Source organism: Methylobacillus rhizosphaerae, assembly GCF_900187985.1.
Lineage (GTDB): Bacteria > Pseudomonadota > Gammaproteobacteria > Burkholderiales > Methylophilaceae > Methylobacillus > Methylobacillus rhizosphaerae.
The window spans coordinates 54,087-75,233 of record NZ_FZOA01000009.1 but is presented as its reverse complement, the minus strand read 5'-3'; the positions used below and the strand labels follow the sequence as shown (position 1 = coordinate 75,233).

At 53.2% G+C, this 21,147-nt stretch carries 14 protein-coding genes; 3 read left to right on the top strand and 11 right to left on the bottom strand.

The annotated features are described in order from the left end of the window. Positions 1-180: 180 nt before the first annotated feature. Positions 181-1,989, bottom strand: coding sequence for a translational GTPase TypA (gene typA / locus CHB59_RS10650; RefSeq protein ID WP_089376225.1), 1,809 nt, complete (start codon positions 1,987-1,989; stop codon positions 181-183). 353 nt (positions 1,990-2,342) lie between these two features. Between typA and CHB59_RS10645 the strand changes: the two genes are divergently transcribed. Both CHB59_RS10645 and CHB59_RS10640 read left to right on the top strand, forming a co-directional pair. After that, positions 2,343-3,758: a DEAD/DEAH box helicase gene (locus CHB59_RS10645; protein WP_089376224.1), complete on the top strand. Its 1,416-nt coding sequence runs from the start codon at positions 2,343-2,345 to the stop codon at positions 3,756-3,758. Positions 3,759-3,787: 29 nt separating this feature from the next. Further along, on the top strand, positions 3,788-5,149 hold the full coding sequence (locus tag CHB59_RS10640; RefSeq protein WP_089376238.1) for a DEAD/DEAH box helicase: 1,362 nt from the start codon (positions 3,788-3,790) through the stop codon (positions 5,147-5,149). 51 nt (positions 5,150-5,200) lie between these two features. Here the strand turns inward: CHB59_RS10640 and CHB59_RS10635 are convergent, their stop codons facing one another. The 7 genes from CHB59_RS10635 to CHB59_RS10605 form a co-directional block, all read right to left on the bottom strand. Next, positions 5,201-5,614, bottom strand: a complete 414-nt coding sequence (locus CHB59_RS10635; RefSeq protein ID WP_089376223.1) for a group II truncated hemoglobin — start codon at positions 5,612-5,614, stop codon at positions 5,201-5,203. 3 nt (positions 5,615-5,617) lie between these two features. After that, a complete protein-coding gene (gene purT, locus CHB59_RS10630) occupies positions 5,618-6,820 on the bottom strand; it encodes a formate-dependent phosphoribosylglycinamide formyltransferase (RefSeq protein ID WP_089376222.1) in 1,203 nt (400 codons plus the stop codon). 94 nt (positions 6,821-6,914) lie between these two features. Continuing rightward, a complete protein-coding gene (locus CHB59_RS10625) occupies positions 6,915-8,348 on the bottom strand; it encodes a sigma-54-dependent transcriptional regulator (RefSeq protein ID WP_089376221.1) in 1,434 nt (477 codons plus the stop codon). A gap of 53 nt (positions 8,349-8,401) precedes the next feature. Further along, positions 8,402-8,680 (bottom strand): hypothetical protein, encoded by a 279-nt coding sequence (locus CHB59_RS10620; protein WP_089376220.1) that lies wholly within the window; start codon positions 8,678-8,680, stop codon positions 8,402-8,404. Between the two features lie 122 nt (positions 8,681-8,802). Further along, entirely contained in the window at positions 8,803-11,124 is a 2,322-nt protein-coding gene (locus tag CHB59_RS10615; protein ID WP_089376219.1) for a TonB-dependent receptor, read from the bottom strand. A gap of 322 nt (positions 11,125-11,446) precedes the next feature. Next, positions 11,447-13,954 (bottom strand): ABC transporter permease, encoded by a 2,508-nt coding sequence (locus tag CHB59_RS10610; RefSeq protein ID WP_089376218.1) that lies wholly within the window; start codon positions 13,952-13,954, stop codon positions 11,447-11,449. Then, complete coding sequence (locus tag CHB59_RS10605; RefSeq protein WP_089376217.1) at positions 13,951-14,637, bottom strand: ABC transporter ATP-binding protein; 687 nt, start codon at positions 14,635-14,637, stop codon at positions 13,951-13,953. The genes CHB59_RS10610 and CHB59_RS10605 overlap by 4 nt, the downstream gene beginning before the upstream one ends. Positions 14,638-14,681: 44 nt before the next feature. On the opposite strand from CHB59_RS10605, the gene CHB59_RS10600 reads away from it, so the two are divergent. Continuing rightward, positions 14,682-15,266: an arylesterase gene (locus CHB59_RS10600; RefSeq protein ID WP_245835122.1), complete on the top strand. Its 585-nt coding sequence runs from the start codon at positions 14,682-14,684 to the stop codon at positions 15,264-15,266. Here the strand turns inward: CHB59_RS10600 and tilS are convergent. The 3 genes from tilS to dnaE all read right to left on the bottom strand — a co-directional run bounded on the left by tilS (position 15,240) and on the right by dnaE (position 21,087). After that, the gene (tilS, locus tag CHB59_RS10595; RefSeq protein WP_245835121.1) at positions 15,240-16,580 is read right to left on the bottom strand and encodes a tRNA lysidine(34) synthetase TilS; all 1,341 of its coding nucleotides are present in this window, start codon (positions 16,578-16,580) and stop codon (positions 15,240-15,242) included. The genes CHB59_RS10600 and tilS overlap by 27 nt on opposite strands. Positions 16,581-16,641: 61 nt before the next feature. Beyond that, the gene (locus CHB59_RS10590) at positions 16,642-17,610 is read right to left on the bottom strand and encodes an acetyl-CoA carboxylase carboxyltransferase subunit alpha (protein WP_179212145.1); all 969 of its coding nucleotides are present in this window, start codon (positions 17,608-17,610) and stop codon (positions 16,642-16,644) included. A 27-nt stretch (positions 17,611-17,637) separates the two neighbouring features. Then, positions 17,638-21,087, bottom strand: coding sequence for a DNA polymerase III subunit alpha (dnaE, locus tag CHB59_RS10585; protein ID WP_179212144.1), 3,450 nt, complete (start codon positions 21,085-21,087; stop codon positions 17,638-17,640). Positions 21,088-21,147 lie beyond the last annotated feature (60 nt).

The following is a 21,147-nucleotide window of genomic DNA, read 5'->3' as shown; positions in this document are numbered from 1 at the left end:
TATACAATGTTGTATATTCACGAGGCATTCTGCATGAAGGATATAGGGCTTGGCAATAGAAATTAGGAAAATATCCCATTCACACCAATATCAACTCCCATCGAAAGTCGGAAAGTATCCTTTACAGGCAAAATAAAACCCCGGCAAGCCGGGGTTTGTTAACGATACCTTGGTGACTGATCAGTCTTTGGCAGCGCGTTTACGTTCATGCTCCAGCAGGTGACGCTTGCGGATACGGATATTTTTCGGGGTAATTTCCACCAACTCGTCGTCATCAATGAATTCCACAGCAGATTCCAGGGTCAGCTGCACAGGCGGAATCAGACGAACGGCTTCATCAGTGCCAGAGGCACGGACGTTGGTCAATTGCTTTCCCTTAATCGGGTTGACCACCAGGTCATTATCCCGGCTATGGATACCGATGATCATGCCTTCATACAGTTTATCGCCAGGCACGGAGAACATACGGCCTCGATCCTGCAATTTCCACAGCGCATAAGCCACTGCTTCACCCTGCTCGGAAGAAATCAGTACACCATTACGGCGACCTGGCATATCTGCCTTCACCGGGGCATATTCATCAAAAATATGTGCCATCAGGCCGGTACCACGTGTCATGGTAAGGAACTCGCTCTGGAAACCGATCAGGCCACGTGCCGGAATCTTGTATTCCAGGCGGGTACGACCATTGCCGTCGGATTCCATGTTCTGCAGTTCACCACGACGACGACCCAGCTCTTCCATTACTGCGCCCTGGCAATCATCTTCCAGGTCAACTGTGAGGATTTCATAAGGCTCACACTTCTGACCATCAATTTCTTTATACACCACGCGAGGCTTGCCCACGGCAATCTCATATCCTTCGCGGCGCATGTTTTCCAGCAAAATGGTCAGGTGCAGTTCACCACGACCGGAGACACGGAAAATATCCGCATCAGCCGTATCTTCCACCTTGAGCGCCACATTGGTCAGCAGCTCTTTGTTCAGACGGTCACGAATCTGACGGCTGGTGACGAACTTGCCTTCAGTACCTGCCAATGGTGAGGTATTCACCATGAAATCCATGGTCAGGGTAGGTTCATCTACTGCCAATACGGGCAGACCGACAGGGTTATCGCGGTCAGCAACGGTAACACCAATGCCGATTTCCTCAATCCCGGAAATAATGACGATATCACCAGCCTCAGCTTCTTCCACCTGCACGCGTTCCAGGCCACGGAAGCCCAGCACCTGGTTGATACGGCCCTGAGCGACCTGTTCATCTCCCTTCATAACGGAAACCACTTGGCCTGGCTTGATGCGGCCATTACGGATACGACCAACACCCAGACGACCAGTATAAGTAGAGTAGTCCAGTGCGGAAACCTGCAGTTGCAGGCCAGCATCACTATCGCCTACAGGCGGCTGCACATGGCTGAGAATAGTCTCAAACAGGGGACGCATATTGTCGGACTCTTGCTTCAGGTCCAACTTGGCAAAGCCATTCAGGCCAGAGGCGTAGACGACCGGGAAATCGAGTTGCTCGTCGGTTGCACCTAGATTGGCAAACAGATCAAAAGTCTGGTTGATTACCCAGTCAGGACGCGCACCGGGGCGATCCACCTTATTAATTACCACGATGGGGCGTAAACCGAGCGCCAGTGCCTTCTTGGTCACAAAACGGGTCTGCGGCATCGGGCCTTCTACGGAATCCACCAGCAGTACCACACCATCCACCATGCCCAATACACGCTCAACCTCGCCACCGAAATCGGCGTGTCCTGGTGTATCGACGATATTAATATGGGTGCCTTCGTAGTTGACGGCGGTATTCTTGGCAAGAATCGTGATGCCACGTTCCTTTTCAATATCACCGGAGTCCATGACACGTTCTGAAACCTGCTGGTGGGCGGCAAATGTACCGGCCTGTTGCAGGAGCTTGTCCACCATGGTGGTCTTGCCATGGTCAACGTGGGCGATGATGGCAATATTACGAAGGGCGCGCGACATGTGTAATTACTCTATTTGCGAAAAAGTGCGCGATTTTAACACATACTTGATTAAATTCGCGTTAAAACCTTTGACAAATTATATCCAGGCTATATACTGCCCGCCTGACTCGATTCACACTGAATCGATGATTCATCGCCCTAGCCTCTCGAAGCCGAGTGTAATTTTACGGCTCTCTTGCATTTGTTACCGGTTAGTGGCTATGCCCGTGCGCCGGTAAGAATGCTAAAAAATAAATTTAGTCATTGCGCCTCAGATACTGCTTGTTGAAAGCTGGTGTCATGATGGCTGCTTGCGCCCTTTTGATGCCTTAGTAGTCAAGGCGTCGCCAGTTTTCCTTGAAAGGGAATTTTGTGTCTTTTGAAAGTTTAAATCTACATCCAGCCATCCTGCGTGCATTAACCGAGGCTGGCTACAACACCCCAACCCCCATCCAGGCCCAGGCTATTCCTGAAGTCCTGAAAGGTCATGATCTCATGGCCTCTGCCCAGACAGGCACCGGCAAGACCGCTGCCTTCACGCTGCCTGCACTCAACCTGCTGGCTACGCCGCATCCCGCTAAGAGTCGCGGCCCGCGCATCCTGGTATTGACCCCAACCCGCGAACTTGCCGCCCAGGTCAATGATGCAGCCCGCAAATATGGCAAGTTCCTGCGCGCCCGCACTGTCAGCATCGTCGGCGGGATGCCATATCCATTGCAGAACAAACTGCTGTCACAACCTATCGACATTCTGGTTGCAACTCCCGGACGCCTGCTTGATCACATGGAGCGTGGTCGTATCGATATGTCTCGCCTGCAGATGCTGATTCTGGACGAAGCTGACCGCATGTTGGACATGGGTTTCATGCCGGATATCGAGCGCATTTCCGCCGCCTTGCCAGGTGAGCGCCAGACATTGATGTTTTCCGCCACGTTTGAAGGCCAGATTGCCAACATCGCTAAGACCTTGTTGAACAATCCCAAGGTGATCCAGATCGCGGCACAAAAGGAAAAACATGCCAATATCGAGCAGAAGTTGCTGTTCGTCGACGACATGGCACACAAGAATAAATTGCTGGAACATTTATTGATTGCTCCTGAAGTGAATCAAGCCATTGTCTTCACCTCGACCAAGCGTCATGCCGACTTGCTGGCTGAAGACCTCTATGCCGCTGGCCACAAATCTGCAGCCTTACATGGCGACATGACCCAGGGCGCGCGCAACCGTACCTTGACCAAGCTGCGTCATGGCGATGTGCGCGTATTGGTAGCAACTGACGTGGCTGCCCGCGGCATCGACGTACACGGCATCACGCACGTCATCAATTACGACCTTCCCAAGTTTGCAGAAGATTATGTACACCGTATCGGTCGTACTGGTCGCGCCGGCAATACCGGAGTAGCACTCTCTTTTGCCTCGCATATTGACCGCCACCAATTGCGCAAGATCGAGCAATACACCGGACAGCGCCTGGAAATTTCCGTGATTGAAGGACTTGAGCCCAAGCGCCCTGCTCCACGCACTGATCGCAGTGACAGACCACGCAATGGTCGCCCGGGACAACGCCCTGGTGGCAACGGCGGCGGTTACAAGTCCAGAGGTCAAGGATATGCAGGTAATCGCGACAACAACGGTTCACGCCCTGAAGGTCGTACCTTTGGTGACCGTGCAGCCAGCGGTCGCGGCGATAGCGCACGTGGCAATGCTCCGCGTGGAGGCGACAAGTTCGGTGCAAACAAACGTCATGATGGCGATCGCCCAGCACGCCGACCACGTACTTTTGCTTAATTTTGTCTAACATCACTACCGAAGAAAACGTGAATACAGAGACTATCAACTTTGCATCACTCAATCTGGCGCCCGAAATTCTCAAGGCGCTGGATGAGTCAGGCTACACAACTCCCACACCCATTCAGGCCCAGGCGATTCCTGTGGTTCTTCAAGGTGGCGACTTGATGGCAGGCGCGCAGACAGGGACCGGCAAAACTGCCGCGTTTACCCTGCCGCTGCTGCAGCAACTACTTCCCCTGGCCAGCTCAAGTGCCTCACCGGCACGGCATCCGGTCAGAGCCCTGATACTGGCTCCAACCCGTGAGCTGGCGATTCAGGTGGAAGAAAGTGTCAAAGCCTACGCAAAACATACGTCACTGCGCTCATTAGTAGTTTTCGGTGGTGTTGATATCAAATCACAGACTCCTACCCTCATGAAGGGAGTGGAAATACTGGTAGCAACACCCGGCCGCCTGCTGGATCATGTAGAACAACGCACGGTACAACTGGGTCAGGTACAGATGCTGGTATTGGATGAAGCGGACCGCATGCTGGATATGGGCTTCATGCCTGACCTCAAACGTATCCTGGCATTGTTACCGAAAAAGCGGCAGAACCTGATGTTCTCAGCTACGTTCTCTAATGAAATCAAGAAACTGTCAGAAGCATTCCTGACCAAGCCGACATTGATTGAGGTGGCGCGCAGTAACGCCACCTCTGAAAATGTCACACAAAAAATCCTGCTGGTGGAAAGCGAGCACAAGCAGCATGTCCTGGCTGACCTGCTGCGCAAGGAAGCCACCCAGGTCATCGTATTCACAAAAACCAAACTATCGGCCAGCCGTCTTGCACGCCACCTCGAACGTGAAGGGATTGCCGCTGGTGCTATTCATGGTGACAAGAGTCAGCTTGAACGCATCCAGGCTCTGGATGCCTTTAAACAAAACAAGATCACTGCTCTGGTGGCGACCGATGTTGCCGCTCGCGGACTGGATATCGACCAGTTACCCATGGTGATCAATTACGAATTGCCAAGCGCAGCCGAGGATTACGTACACCGTATTGGTCGTACAGGTCGCGCAGGAGCATCAGGAGTTGCCATTTCTCTCGTTGCCAATGAAGAACTTAAATTCCTCTTGGAGATTGAGAAGCTCATCAAGCGTGAAATTACCAAGGAACAAGCCGAGATTCCGCATCGAAGCGGTCGCGACAATCGCGGACAATCCCCACAACACCAAGCACAGGTATCATCTCCTCGCCAACGTCAGGCTCCTCGCAAAAAAGAGGACGAGTGGTTTTTCAAGCCTTATGAACCCTCTGCCGATGCCCCTAGCCCCAAACCAGGTCGCTCCAAGGAAAGTCCAAAAAAGGAAATTGCCGCTCTGCTGGGTGGATTGATACGCAAATAATCAACAAAAAAGGCGCTTTAAGCGCCTTTTTTGTACAGTGACCTCAGGTAATCAGCCTTCGCGGTTACGCATAAAATCAGCCACCCCATGCAACGCGGCCCCCATTTTTTCGATCAAGGCCGCCTCCATGCCAACATCATGCATGGCCTTGATCATGCAATACATCCACTGGTCGCGCGCAGACTCATCAATCGGAAATGAGATATGGCGCATGCGCAGGCGTGGATGCCCATAGCGCTCTATATATAATTGCGGTCCGCCAGTCCAGCCTACCAGGAACATGAACAGCTTTTCGCGTGCATTACTGAGATCAGCCGGATGCATGGCACGAATTCCGGCAGCACGAGGGTCGGTATCCATGATGTCATAGAAACGCTCCACAAGTACACGTACCTGCTCTACGCCTCCCAGCAGTTCAAACAATGTTGCCTTGCTGCTGCCAGGTTCGCCAATCTTGTCCAGCACAGCCTATGCCCCATCCCGTGTCTTAACCAGGCCGACAACCCTGCGTGCACGTTCACGTGCCTCATCAATATTATCGCCAGTAGCCAGTGCCACACCCATGCGGCGGCGCTCAAATGACTCTGGCTTGCCAAACAGGCGAATATCCGACTCCGGCACAGCCAATGCCTGTTCTACATGTTCGAAAACCAATTGCTCGGTGTTCACTCCGCCATAAATCACAGCACTGGCTCCTGGGCGTCTCAAATCAACATTGACAGGCAGACCCAGAATAGCGCGCGCATGCAATTCAAACTCACTGAAACGTTGACTGCCCATGGTGACCATGCCGGTATCATGTGGACGCGGACTTACTTCGGAAAACCACACCTGGTCCCCATTCACGAACAGTTCAACGCCAAAAATACCCAGGCCGCCAAGGCTATCAGTCACTGCCTTGGAGATTTCCTGCGCCCGCTGCAATGCCAGTGCATTCATGGGTTGCGGCTGCCAACTTTCAATGTAGTCACCCTTTTCCTGCAAATGCCCGATCGGTGCACAAAAGCTGGTCTCAACCTCGCCCTGGGCATTCAGTGCACGCACGGTCAGCAGCGTAATTTCATAATCAAAATCAATCTGCCCCTCCACAATCACTTTACCCTGATTTACCCGTCCGCCTGTGGCCGCATATTCCCAGGCAGCAGCCACTTGCTCCGGCCCGGTAATCCGTGATTGACCCTTGCCTGATGACGACATGGTAGGTTTGATGAAACAGGGATAACCGATACCTCCTTCAATGGCATCCTGCAAGGCCTGCTGGCTATCAGCAAATGCATAGGGGGATGTCGGCAGTTTCAGCTCCTCAGCTGCCAGGCGACGAATACCTTCGCGGTTCATCGTAAGTTGAACCGCCTTGACAGTAGGAATCACGCGCGTACTGCCTGAACGCTCAATCTCTGCCAGCAAAGCTGTGTTCAAGGCTTCTATTTCAGGCACGATCAGATGCGGTTTTTCCTGTGCAATCAAGGTACGTAACGCTTCCGCATCTGTCATATCCACCACATGGGCACGGTGGGCCAGCTGGTGGCCCGGCGCATTCGGATAACGGTCTACCGCGATCACCTCAACTCCCAGGCGCTGCAAGGCAATAATCACCTCTTTGCCCAATTCGCCACTTCCTAGCAACATGACACGGGTCGCAACAGGAGTTAAAGGGGTACCGATATTCATGAGGTCTCCAGAATTGAATGGCGTGGAAATGGCCGAAATAATACCACGAGCAGCCCGACCAACCCACCACCAGCACAGTCAGGCCATGGAAAACTCAGAGTTTGATCCCGTATCTATCTATACGGTAACGCATCGCCATACGGGTAATGCCAAGCTGGCGCGCTGCTTCCGAGACATTATTGTTGGATTGGCGCAAGGCATTTTCGATCAGCGTTTTTTCCGCCGTCTCCAGGGTAGTCACCATCAGCTCTGACTGTTCTGACATCAACAGCGCGCGCGCAGCCTGCATTTCCACGCCTGGCAATGCAAGGTCCTGAGGAGTAATCTGCTCACCCCGGCACAGCAATACCGCACGACTGATCTGATGCTTGAGCTCCCGCACATTTCCCGGCCACTCATAAAACCTAATCATGTCGATCGTCGCATCGGAAAATGGACTAGCCTCCAGGCCATAACGTCTTTCGGTCTGGGCGACAAAATGCTGCGCCAGCAAAAGAATGTCATCTTCCCGTTCCCGCAAGGGAGGCATTTTCATCGTCAGTACATTGAGTCGATAGAACAAATCCGAGCGGAACCGCCCTTCTTGCACCATCTTATATAAATCCCGGTTAGTCGCTGCAATAAATTGTGCAGCGACACTATATTCCTTCGTCGATCCCAAGCGACGCACCACTCGGCGCTCCAGGACGTTAAGCAACTTGGCTTGTAAAGGCAGGGACAATTCCCCCACCTCATCAAGAAACAAAGAACCATCTTCCGCTGCCTCAATCAGACCTGAGCGTGATCCGTGTGCGCTGGTAAACGCCCCTTTTTCGTGACCAAACAGCTCACTTTCAATCAGTTCTGCCGGTAAAGAAGCGCAATCCACATGTACAAAAGGCCGGTTACTATTTGTGCAGGACAAGTGCAGTAAGCGTGCTGCCACATCCTTGCCAGTCCCGGTTTCTCCCTGGATCAGCACCGTCGGGGGCACGGCATCGGAGCGCGCAGCGATCTGGGCAACACGTTCGATTTGGGCGCGGATTTCCTTGATTTCCTCACTATCTCCCAGTAGCTCCACTCGCTCAATAGCATGCGCATTACGCTGGCGGGAATAATCCAGGTGGTGCTTGAGCTGAGCGGCTTGCTGTGCCTTCTGGACAGTCAGCAGCATTTCATCCAGATCAATCGGTTTCTTGAGATAGTCTGTGGCACCAGACTTCATCGCATGCACAGCATCCGTGACCTCACCATAAGCCGTCATCGCAACCACGGAAATACCACGGGCCACCAGCTCTGACAACAAATCCAGGCCATTGCCATCTGGCAGACGCATATCCAACAACACCACACTGGGCACCATACGACGAACAAGCTCCCGTCCTGATTCCAATGTCGTGGCATGCTCACAATCATATCCTGCCTGTTGCAAACACTTTGCCACTGCGCGTGCAAAGACTACTTCATCCTCAATCAGCAGGACGCGTACCTTACGGTTCCATCGCCCTGCCTGCAACTGATGTTCCTGTTCCGGTAATTGTGCCTGCATGATTGGGTTTGCTTTTTTATATCAAAAATAATTCAAGTTAATTGGAGAAGAAGCTATATTCCTAGGAGCGCCGAATTCCCAGCACATGTCAATCCAGCCAGTTCGTGGCGCACCCACGGCGGCGAAGGTTTCATCCAAGGAAGTGGAACGATGGCATTCACCATTATCCCTCCTGTCGCCATACCAGCACTCAAATTGACCACTACATAACCAGCAATCTTGCCGCTGCCATTGTACAAACCACCCGACTGGTGCTTGTTGTTTTTCTTACCGCAAGTATAAGAATCAGATATCACAATAATATCACCATCAACAGTGAAACGATCAGCCACACGGTAGAGTGAGATTGATCCATAACACTTAAATACCTGAGTTATATAAAAACAGGGCATATCCCGTGAAAGATATGCCCTGTATGCAACGCTTATACGTCTGCGTCTATCAATGGAAGAAATTAGTTCTTCGGTCCGCCGAATTCCCAGCGTACGCCAACCCAGCCCGCACGTGGTGCACCAGGTGCACGCAAGCTGGCACGATGGTCTTCACCACCGTCGAAAGCACCATTAGCCAGGAAATAGGACTCACCAATCATGCCGCCGCTACTATATTCGCGATCGAAAATGTTGATGGCCTTGGCAAACAACTGCCATCCATTGCCGAAGTTGTAACGGGTATCCAGGTTCACAATTGTGTAACCACCCAGTTTCGCACCTTCACCCTGGTCCTTGTTGTTTTCGTTACCGTGTGCATATTGGTCAGAATACATCATGACATTGGCACCTACACTCCACTGCGGAGTGATGGCATATTCACCACGGAACTTCAGGCGGTGCGCAGGGATACCAGCCAGGCGGTCACCCTTGCGTACACTGATCACATCATTATCTGCCGATGTGTTCACTTCATTGGCCAGGGTCATATTGCTTTCATAAGTTGCCTTGATGTAGCTATAACCCACTGTCCAGTTGAAATCACCCTGGTTGCCCATCAGGTTGGTATCGAAGCCCATGCGGCGAGTCTTGCCCACGTTGTCGAAGTAACCCATGCCGTTGGTGGCGTTTGCATAGATGAACTGAATATCATCAGTATTCTGTGCACGATACACACTGGCGGTCCAGCGCAAATCCTCTGCCAGGTTACCACGCAGACCTGCCTCATAGGTCTTGGCAACCACCTGCTTCAATGGTGGGTCACCAGCCATGGCATTAGGCAGTTTGCAAGGCTCATCAGGATTGGCACAACCCAGCTCAATTGCTGTTGGCGCGCGGCTACCTTCATTATAGGAACCGTAGAACGTCCAGTCCTTGGTTGGCGTGAAGTTCAGGCCAATTGCAGGATTGATACGGTTATAGGTATGGTAGCCAGACAGTGACTCAGGACCTGATGGTTCCAGCTTGTCACGGTTTTTCACTGTGGTGTAGTTGTAACGTGCAGACAGTGTCAGATGCCAGAAGTCATTCAATGACAAAGTGTCTGTCGCGAACAGGCTCCAGGTACGGGTACGGCCTGTCAGCTTTACGTCGCCCTCATCGTTGAATTCGCCAATTCCATCTATGCCACGGCTGGCGTTCAGGTTGCCGAATTCGGTTGATTGGCTGAAGCTGGTCTTGCCTTCATCATAGCCAAAACCCACGATGAACTGGTTTTTCTTCTCAAACAGGTTCTGGTTGAAGCTCAGCTGGGTGTTGAAACCATAGCTTTCCTTACGGGCACGGCTACGATTCAACGCGCCACCACAAGCTTCTTCCATCTCGTCATCATCTGCAACGCTACAGTCAGCCAGGTACTCGTCGTCGTCCACATCATCGTTACCATCACCATTCAGGGTGCGGGTATTGGAGTGACGGAAATAGACGTTACCACTCAGCATGACATCATCATTAAACCAGTGGTAACCATTCAGGTTGATAAAAGACATGGTATTCCGTGTCTGGTCAGGACGAGTCAGGATGGTATCGCGACCCAGTGTGCGCAACATGTCGGAAGGCGTCAAACCATTGCCGATCATATCGTTATCCGCACCGGTGTAGCTCAGCTCCAGACGGCTGGTCTCGTTTTGCCAACCTACCTTGGCGAACATCTGACGCACATCGGTTGGAGAATAGTCACGCCAGCCATCTTCACGGAAAGAGTTGGCAGTGATAAAGAAATCCACTGCTCCGTCATCTGACAACACGCCATATTCAACAGAACCTGTCTTGCGCCCCCAGGAACCAACACTGGCTTCCAGTGCAGCACCCTGGTTGTCACGACCATTCTTGGTCTGCAGGGACAAGGCACCGCCCAATGTATTCAGGCCGAACAATGGGTTGGAACCAGGAATCAGTGACATGTTGGAAATGGCGTTCACAGGAATCAGATCCCAGCTGACGACATCACCAAATGGCTCATTGACGCGCACCCCATCAACATAAACCGACAAACCCTGGGGAGTTCCCAGCAAAGGCGATGCGGAATAGCCACGGAAACTGATATCAGGCTGGAACGGGTTGTTTTGTGTATCGTTGACGTTCACACCGGCAATATTGTTCTGCAGGTAATCAGCGATTGTGACACTGCGCTGCTTCGTCATCTGCGGACCGGTAATCAACTGAATGCTCGCAGGTACCTGCTCCAAAGGCACCCCCAGTGATGGCAAAGGTGTAGTGCTGACCACACCAACCTTGTCTGCAACGATAGGGCTGGCATCTTCAGCCTGGGCCATGGATGACATGGCGCAAGCATTCGCAACCAGCACGGCAACCGCGCTTAGCTTGAAGCTCTCTCTCTTAGACATACAATCCTTCCATAGTAATTTTTTTTAGATATAAACCGGTTGAATTTTTACAACCAGCGTACTGACATAAAAGCAACTTCTGTGCCATTTTTACAACAAATCATAACTCATTGTATTTATTAAAATAATTTTTTAGCAAAAAATCATGATTTTGAAATTGGTTATATATAGCCAATTCAGTTGGTTGTATACAGCCAATTGGCTATATATAGCCAATTTATGGTTGTGCTCCAACCAACCATTTCGGCAGCCTAAGCATATAAAAAAACCGTCATTGCCTGGACACGTTATCCAGGCAATGACGGTTCAATCAAAACATGCTTCAGATACTTTGCAATAATGCTTTCGGAGACTGATTCAGGAAACGCCGCATACCCAGCCAGGCAGCCAATGGTACCAATACGGCAGCCAACAACATGATGCCTAGCGCTCCCGGTACATTGAACTGATAGGGAATGTTGAATACCCGGCTGCTGAGGTAGTACGCCATGATGGCAGCCGAGACAGTTGCGACCATCGCGGCCAGCAGTCCTATCATGGCAAACTCGGTCCACAATGCTTGCACTACCTGCCTGCGCGATGCGCCGAGCACCCGCAGCAAGGTTGCTTCTCGCACTCGCTCTTCCCTGGTGGCCACCAGGGCTGCATACAGGACAGACAACCCGGTCAGCACGCTGAAGGCAAATACATACTCCAGCGCGTGACTCATTTTATTCATGATCTCGCGCACCTGCTCCAGCAAAGCTGCCACATCAATAATGGTCAGATTGGAGAATTCGCGTACCAGCTGGTTCAAGACCTGCTCCTGCCCTGCAGGTAGATGAAAGCTGGTAATGTAACTGGCAGGATACTGATCCAGTACTCCTGGTGGTGTCACAGCGAAGAAATTGGCACGCATGCTGTCCCACTCCACTTTACGTATGCTGCTGACTTCCAGTTCAAGCGCATTGCCTGCCACATCGTAAGCCAGTTTGTCCCCCAACTTGATATGCAAGTCCTTGGCAATGCCCTGCTCCAGAGATATCAAAGGCTTGCCCTGCGCGGATGGCTTCCACCACTGCCCTTCCAGCAGCTGGTTGTCTTGCTGCATTTCTGCTGCCCAGGAGAGATTGAACTCCCGCTCGGCCAGGCGACGCACCCGATCATCCTGATAATCCGCCGGATTCAGGGGGCTTCCGTTAATGGCAGTCAAGCGACCGCGCACCATGGGAAAAATGTCCACCTGGTGCAAGCCTTGCCGGGCAAAGAATTGCCTGACCGGTTCTATTTGCTCCGGCTGGATGTTGATAATAAAGCGATTGGGCGCATCTTCCGGCAGGCTCTGCTGCCAGCTGGATAACAAGTCTCCGCGCACTATCGCCAGCAGGATCAGCGCCATCAGCCCTAGGCTGAACCCCATGATCTGGGCAATGGCCAACCCGGGCCTGCGCTTGAACGCTGCCAACCCCAGCCTCCAGGAACCGGTAACATCTTGTGGAAGTCGCATCAACAGACGAATTCCCAGCCAGGCAAGCAGGACCACGGCCAATAGCACTCCTGTCAGGGCCAACAATACAATCCCTGCCAGCCTGAGGTTCCCTGCCTGCCATAACACTAATGCAGCCAGCACCAGCAGGGCTGGCAGGAAATGCAGCCAATGTGCCCGGTATTGCTCTCCAAGGTCCCGACGCAAAATGCGCAAAGCAGGCACATCACGCAAGCGTGCAAGGTGCGGCCATACCACGGCCAGCATAGTGGCAAACCCTGCAGCCAGTCCGGCTAGTGCAGGTGTCAGCCCGGCTGCTGGCAGTTTTTCCACCAATAACCTGCCAGCCAGCACTGCCAATCCTTCCTGGGCCGCAAACCCCACCAGTACGCCGACTCCGCTCCCGACCAGCGCAATCAGCAATGTCTGGCTCATCAGGATAGAAAAGATAAAACGGCGGGAAGCGCCGAAACAACGCATAAGCGCGTAGCTATCCAGGCTTTTCTGCACATAAGGCTGGCTGGCCAGAAACATGGCCACCATGGCCAGGATCACACTCATCATGGCAGATAAGCCGAGGAACTGACTGGCTTTTTCCAGTGCATTACGCATTTCCGGCCTGGCATCTGTCACACTCTGCAACTGCTCTCCGCGTGTCAATTGCGGTTTCGCCCAGTCGGCATAAGACGCTATTTCAGCGGCATCCCCAGCCAACAACAACTGGTATTTCACCCGGCTGCCAAACTGTATCAACCCGGTTGAAACAATATCTTCTCCATTCATCATCAAGCGCGGCGCAATACTGAATACATCGCCCCCACGGGAAGGCTCTCGCTGCAGAATGGCAGATACTTGCAACTGGCGCTCCCCTACTTCCAGGTGATCCCCTATATTCACACCCAGACGGCTCGCCAGCCGTGGCTCGATCCAGATCGTGCCAGGCTCAGGAACACCATGTGCTGCAGCGCCACCCGTCAGCATCAGCGCCGGAGCCACTTTCTGCAACAGCACCGTCAGCTCACCACGTAAGGGAAAACCACTGGCAACCGCCTTGACCTCGACCAGCTGGCTATCCTCGCCATGCAGCACCATGCTGGGAAATTCCGCTGCCTGCGTCACCTGCAATCCGCGTTGCACAGCTTCTTTTGCATATTTTTCCTGAATGGCATGATCTGCTGCCAGCACCAGATCACCACCTAACAGCATGCCACCTTGTCGCACCAGCGCTGATTCCATGCGATGGGTAAAGAATCCCACCGAGGTCGTGGCAGCAACAGCCAGTATCAACGCCAGTACCAACACACGGATTTCACCTGCAGCCCATTGACTGCGCAGTTGCCGCCAAGCAATCAGGAATGCGGTCATGCTGCGACCTCTACCTGCAATTTCCCTTCATGCAAACGTAAGATACGCTGGCATCGACGTGCCAGATTCATATCATGGGTGACCAGGATCAGGGTTGTGCCGGATTCGGCATTCAGGCCAAACAACAACTCAATAATCCTTTCCCCCGTCTGTTCATCCAGGTTGCCCGTGGGCTCATCCGCAAACAGGATGGCAGGCTGCGGCGCAAATGCGCGGGCAATCGCAACACGCTGCTGCTCGCCACCGGACATCTGGCGCGGGTAATGGGAAAATCTGTGTCCCAGACCTACCCGCTCCAGCGCCGTCATGGATCTGTCCTTGGCATCCTTGCGGCCGGCAAGCTGTAACGGCAGCATGACATTCTCCAGCGCCGTCAGGGCAGGCAACAACTGAAACGACTGAAAAACAAATCCCATGCTGCGTCCGCGCACAGCTGCACGGCCATCTTCATCCAGATGGCTGATTTCCGCACCACTGATCAGCACTTTTCCATTGCTGGGGCTGTCCAACCCGGCGAGCAAGCTCAATAAGGTTGACTTGCCGGAACCGGAACTGCCGATAATCGCCAGTTTTTCTCCTGCTGGCACTTGCAGGGACAGGGATTTCAGAATATCAAGCCGGCCGGCATTATTTTCTATATATTTATCAAGACTGATTGCTTCAACTGCCAAAGGTGTTTGCATTAATGATGTTCCGCTTCATATTTTTATTCAGTGTCATCTGGGCCATGATGATTCATTCTGTACAAGCCGCCACGATTGTCGTGCATGGCGACAGCCTGTCCGCGGCCTATGGCATCCCACGCGAACAAGGCTGGGCCACGCTGCTGGAACTCAGGCTCAAGCAGCAATATCCGGGCTACAAAGTGGTCAATACCAGCATCAGCGGCGAAACCACCAGTGGCGGGTCAAGCCGCATGGCTGCAGTGCTGCAGCAGCACAAGCCCGATATCGTCATTCTTGAACTGGGTGCCAACGATGGCTTGCGTGGGCTGCCCATCCGCGATATGCACGCCAATCTGGCCTCCATGATCAGGACCAGCCAGCAGACCCATGCCCGCGTCCTGCTTGTTGGCATGATGATACCCCCGAACTATGGCCCCAAATATACAAAAGAGTTCAGCGCAACCTATCCTGCGCTGGCTCAGGAGTTCAAACTGCCTTTGGTTAAATTCCTGCTGGATGGTGTTGCCGGCCAGCCTGAGTTCATCCAGGATGATGGCCTACATCCCAAGGCCAATGCCCAGGAAAAGATACTTGATAATGTCTGGCATAGCCTGGAACCACTACTCAGGAGCAGTCAATCGCGTTGAGCCGGCAGGCTGCCAATGCACGACTAGCCCCTGTTCCCCTGCCTGGGCCTGCCACCCGCAGGCAACTCCTATCCCTGGCACAACAATTAACTCATCGCCCAGGTAAAGCAGTGGCATGCGCTCACGCAACCATGGAGGCACATGCCGCTCCTGATATAACTGTTTGAGCGTGCGTGTAGGCCTTCCAGCATCCGGCTTGAAACGCTCACCGCCACTGCGATAACGCACTGCAAGCTGGCGCCCCTGGATCCGCACCATGGACAAGCCTACACCATAAGCCTGTTCACACGACAAACAGCCGTTTCCCGGCAATGACAGCAACGCTTCTCCCTGCCAGAATAAATCCGCAGACATGGGCAATGGCAACTCCACACTCAGGTATGCCATGCCTTGATAGCGCCGCAGATAAGTTGACTCGTGCACTTGCACCTTGATCATCGCAGTCTCACCGGCCTGCAGCAACTGCTGCAGCATTTCCTGCAATCGTGGCAGGCCTGGCATGGGCAAGGCATGCATATTCAACCACCAACGTAACAGGTTACGCGCCCGGGCATCAGACAACTGCGACAGCATGGCCAGCTGCAAACCATTGCCATGCAGCACTTGCTGCGCATCCAGGGCGGCCAACTCATCCAGCAACCCTGTAGCCTCCGCCAAATGTGTTGCAGAGCGCGCCAAGGTTTTGCTTACGGCAGGAAAACGCTGCGCCAACAATGGAAACACCTGGTGCCTGCAGAAATTCCTGTCGTAGCTGACATCCTGGTTGCTTTCATCATCCACCCATCCTAACCCCGCCCATGATGCATAGGACTCAAGCTCGGCACGCGGGCAATCCAGCAAAGGGCGCAACAAGCGCCTTGCCCGGTCATGTACTGCCATGCCTGCCAGCCCTTTTGCCCCTGCACCACGCAATAACTGCAACATCAATGTTTCCGCCTGGTCATCCTGATGATGCGCCAGCACGACATGATCAGCCTGTACTGACAACAGGGCTTCATAGCGCGCACGTCTCGCACTGGCTTCTATGCCCAGGCCAGCATCTCTGTCTACCGTCACATGCCGGCAGTGAAATGTCACCTCCAACCTGGCACATTCGGCGCGGCAGAACTCCATCCATGCATCTGCATTGGGACTCAGGCCATGGTGCACATACATGGCCTCAAGGGTGAAACCATATTGATCACGTGCTTCGGCCAGCAGCTGCAGCAGGACTCGAGAGTCCAGGCCGCCACTGAAAGCCAGCAGCAGATGTTGCCCTGACTGGATATGGGAAGAAAGAAAAGCATTCACCCGGCCTGGCAATGCAGGCGGCAAATGAGAGGCTGCAACAGGATCACACGGCTGGGAGCGCTCGCTTCCAGCCGTGAAAATTGGATTATTTGACAGGGGTTTCCTTGAACTTGCCATAACTCATGAGACGCTCATAACGGGCACCCAACAAGTTATCTGTCGACTTGACTTGCAGGCGGGCAATTTCATCTGCCAAAGCGCGACGCAGACTCTGCATCATTTCTTCCGGCGCACGGTGGGCCCCGCCCATGGGTTCTGGCACGATACGATCAACCAGCCCAAGGGTCTTGAGTCGCACAGCAGTGATACCCAGGGTTTCAGCAGCTTCCGAAGCCTTGTCCGCACTTTTCCAGAGAATGGAAGCACAGCCTTCCGGTGAAATAACCGAATAAGTGGAATACTGCAACATCATCAGGTGATCCACCACACCAAGCGCCAGTGCGCCACCAGAGCCACCTTCACCGATAATTACACCGATGATGGGCACAGTGAGTTCAGCCATCACGTACAGGTTGCGTGCAATCGCTTCCGACTGGCCACGCTCTTCCGCACCGATACCCGGATACGCTCCCGGGGTATCAATCAGGGTAATGATAGGCATCCTGAACTTTTCAGCCAGCCGGTACAGGCGTAAAGCCTTGCGATATCCTTCCGGACGCGGCATGCCAAAATTGCGGTACTGCCGTTCTTTGACATCCCGCCCTTTCTGGTGGCCGATCACCATCACCGGCTGGCCTTCAAAACGGGCAATGCCACCGACAATCGCCGGGTCATCGGCAAATGCGCGATCACCATGCAACTCCTCAAAATCAGTGAAAATACCACGGATATAATCCAGGGTATAAGGCCGCTGAGGATGACGTGCCACCTGGGAAATCTGCCACGCGGTAAGCTTGGCATAGATATCCTTGGTCAAGGTCATGTTTTTCTGTTGCAGTCGCTCTATCTCTTCGGAGATATCCAGTGCGGAATCATCCTGCACATAGCGCAGCTCTTCAATCTTGGCTTCCAGTTCGGCAATGGGTTGCTCGAAATCAAGGAAACTGGTTTTCACGTTATTGGTTTTGGCGTTCATAGGGCGTCAATTATAAAGTATTTTCACGTTTTCATCGCTGAGCCATCCCTTCAGCCCATGCAATAATTCATCCTGCAATTCCACACGCCAGTCATCTCCCAGCATCAGCTCAACCTGAGCTTCCTGATTGCGGTATGCCACTTTCACGGCACAACCACGCTCAGCCGGCGCGGTTTCCCGCTTGCAATACGGTGCCAGCAAGCCACGCAGCTTGTCGGCATCAGCCTGACCATTACAGCTGATCTTCAGCAGGCTGGCATAATCATTACGGGCGCCTGCTATATCATTCAGGCGGCGTGCATTGACGCGTACACCACCAGAGAAATCGTCATGGCTGACCCGGCCTTCCACGATCAGCAACTGATCTTCCTTGAGCAAGGCGGCATTTTCATTCAGCAACTCGCCACTGACCACAATATCGACGCGTCCGGCCATGTCATCCAGTGTCACAATCGCCATTTTTCCGCGCCCGGTCATGCGCACACGTATCCCCATCACCACACCAGCCAGTAATTGTGGCTGGTCACTGGGTTTGATATTGGCAAGACTTTGACGCACAAAGGTCGCCACTTCTTTTTGGTAGGCTGCGTAAGGATGTCCACTCAGGTAAAAGCCCAGCGCGGCTTTTTCCTCCTGCAGCTGTTGCTTCTCCGTCCACGGTGGCGTTTCTGGCAACACATGGACAGCACTGTCAATCACGGAACCAAACAGGCTATCCTGCCCGCTTGCAGCCCCACTCTGTTCAGCAGCACTGATGGCAAGGCTGACACCTGTCAGTAATGCCGCGCGATTGGGCTCGATCTTGTCGAATGCGCCTGCACGGATCAAGGATTCAATTACGCGGCGATTGACCTTACGCAAATCCAGGCGGCTGCAGAAATCGAACAAGTCCTTGAATGGCCCATTCTCCTTGCGTGCAGCGAGTATCAGCTCAATCGCTGCCCAGCCCGTGCCCTTGATCGCGCCCAGACCGTAGAGCATCTGTTTGTCATTGATAGGCTTGAAGCGGAATTCACTTGCATTGATATCGGGAGGCAATACTTCCAGCTGGTTGGCAACACAGTCATCATGGAACAGGTGCACGTTATCCGTATTGTTCATATCGGCTGAAATAGTCGCCGCCATGAATGCTGCTGGATAATGTGCCTTCAGATAAGCAGTATGGTAGGCAACCAAGGCGTAAGCTGCAGCGTGAGATTTGTTGAAGCCGTAGCTGGCAAACTTTTCCATCAAGTCAAATAGCTCGCCAGCCTGCTTTTCTGGGGTGCCATTATTGACTGCGCCCTCAATGAAAATGCTGCGCTGCTGCGCCATTTCTTCCGCTTTTTTCTTACCCATGGCGCGGCGCAACAAATCAGCGCCACCCAGGCTATAGCCCGCAACCACCTGGGCAATCTGCATCACCTGCTCCTGATAGACCATGATGCCATAAGTCTCTTTCAGGATGGGTTCCGTTGCCGGATGTGGATATTCCACGCGCTGCAAGCCATGTTTGCGACGACAGAAATCCGGGATCAGATCCATCGGACCTGGTCGATACAAGGCCACCAGTGCAATGATGTCTTCAAACACATCAGGCTTGGCCTGTTTCAGCATATCCTTCATGCCGCGCGATTCCAGCTGGAATACTGCTGTCGTGTTGGCGGCCTTGAGCAACTGGAAGCTGGCTTTGTCATTGAGCGGCAAAGTTTCAAAACTCAGCGGCTCCTGGCCTTTTTCTGCGCGTTGCAGGTTGGCACTTTCCAGCGCCATATCCAGAATGGTCAGGGTACGTAACCCCAGAAAGTCAAACTTGACCAGGCCCACCGCCTCGACATCATCCTTGTCATACTGGCTGACCACACTCTCGCCACCAGCCTGACAATAGATAGGAGAAAAATCAGAAATCTTGCCGGGTGAAATCAGTACGCCACCTGCGTGCATCCCAATGTTGCGTGTCAACCCCTCCAGTCGCAATGCCAGCTCCAGCAGTTCGCCCACCTCTTCTTCCTGCTCGCGACGCTCCTTGAGCTGCGGTTCCTTTTCCAGCGCATCGCTGAGACTGATACCCAGCTCGTTCGGAATCAACTTGGCAACACCATCCACAAAATTGAAAGGCAGGTCCAGTACACGCCCGACATCGCGGATCACGGCCTTGGCGGCCATGGTACCGAAAGTAGCAATCTGTGAGACCGAGTCCAGGCCGTACTTGCGTTTGACATAGTCAATGACACGGTCACGGCCTTCCTGGCAGAAGTCGATATCGAAGTCGGGCATGGAAACCCGCTCTGGATTCAGGAAACGCTCGAACAGCAGCGCGTACTGCATAGGATCAAGGTCGGTAATCCCCAGGCTGTAGGCCACCAGTGAGCCTGCACCCGACCCCCGGCCCGGCCCGACCGGCACACCATTGTTCTTAGCCCAGTTGATAAAGTCCGCCACGATCAGGAAATAGCCGGGAAACCCCATCTGGATGATGATGCCGGTCTCAAATTCCAACCTGGCCTCATATTCCGGGCGCTTAGCTTCACGCTCAGCCTCGTCCGGGTAAAGTACGACAAGCCGCTCTTCAAGACCAGTCTGGGCCTGGAGTTTCAAATACTCATCCAGGCTCTCGCCATTCGGTGTCGGAAATTGCGGCAGGTAATTCTTGCCCAGTGTAAGGGTCAGGTTGCAACGCTTGGCAATCTCGACGCTGTTGGCCAATGCCTCAGGAATATCGGCAAACAATGTTGCCATCTGCGCCTGGGTCTTGAAATACTGCTCTTCAGTGAAAAGTTTTGGCCTGCGGTTGTCTGCCAGCACATACCCCTGGGCAATACATACCCGGGCCTCATGTGCCTTGAAATCATCCTGGGTCATGAACTGCACCGGATGCGTTGCCACTACTGGCAGACTCAAGGCACTGGCCAGAGCCAATGCCTTATTGATATACGCTTCCTGCTGGACATGATCGGTACGCTGCAATTCAATATAGAAACGCTGCGGGAACAGCGCCGCCCATTTTTCTGCCAGCTGCTGCGCCTGGGCGGCATTCCCCTGCAGCAAGGCTTGCCCAATATCACCCCCCATGGCCCCCGACAGGAGGATCAACCCTTCACTGCCTCCTTCATGCAGCCACTCATACTTGATCTCAGCACGATCACGATACTGGTTATGCAGGTAGGCACGACTCAGCAACTCACACAAGCGCAGATATCCCTGATCTGTCTGACACAGCAGCAACATACGGTAAGGCTGGTCGCGCTTGGACTCATTTTCCAGCCAGATATCGGCTCCGATCAGCGGCTTGATACCTTTGCCCCGGGCTGCTTTGTAGAACTTGACTGCACCAAACAGGTTGTTCAGGTCAGTCAATGCCAGGGCCGGCATCTGATCAGCAACTGCCTGCTTGACGTAATCGCCAATACGCACAGTGCCATCAACGACAGAGTATTCGCTATGACAGCGAAGATGGATGAATGATGGATTAGACATAACTGCCCCGATTTTACCTGATTCCCCCATCTTGATACCAAGATATTGTAGCCGGAGCTC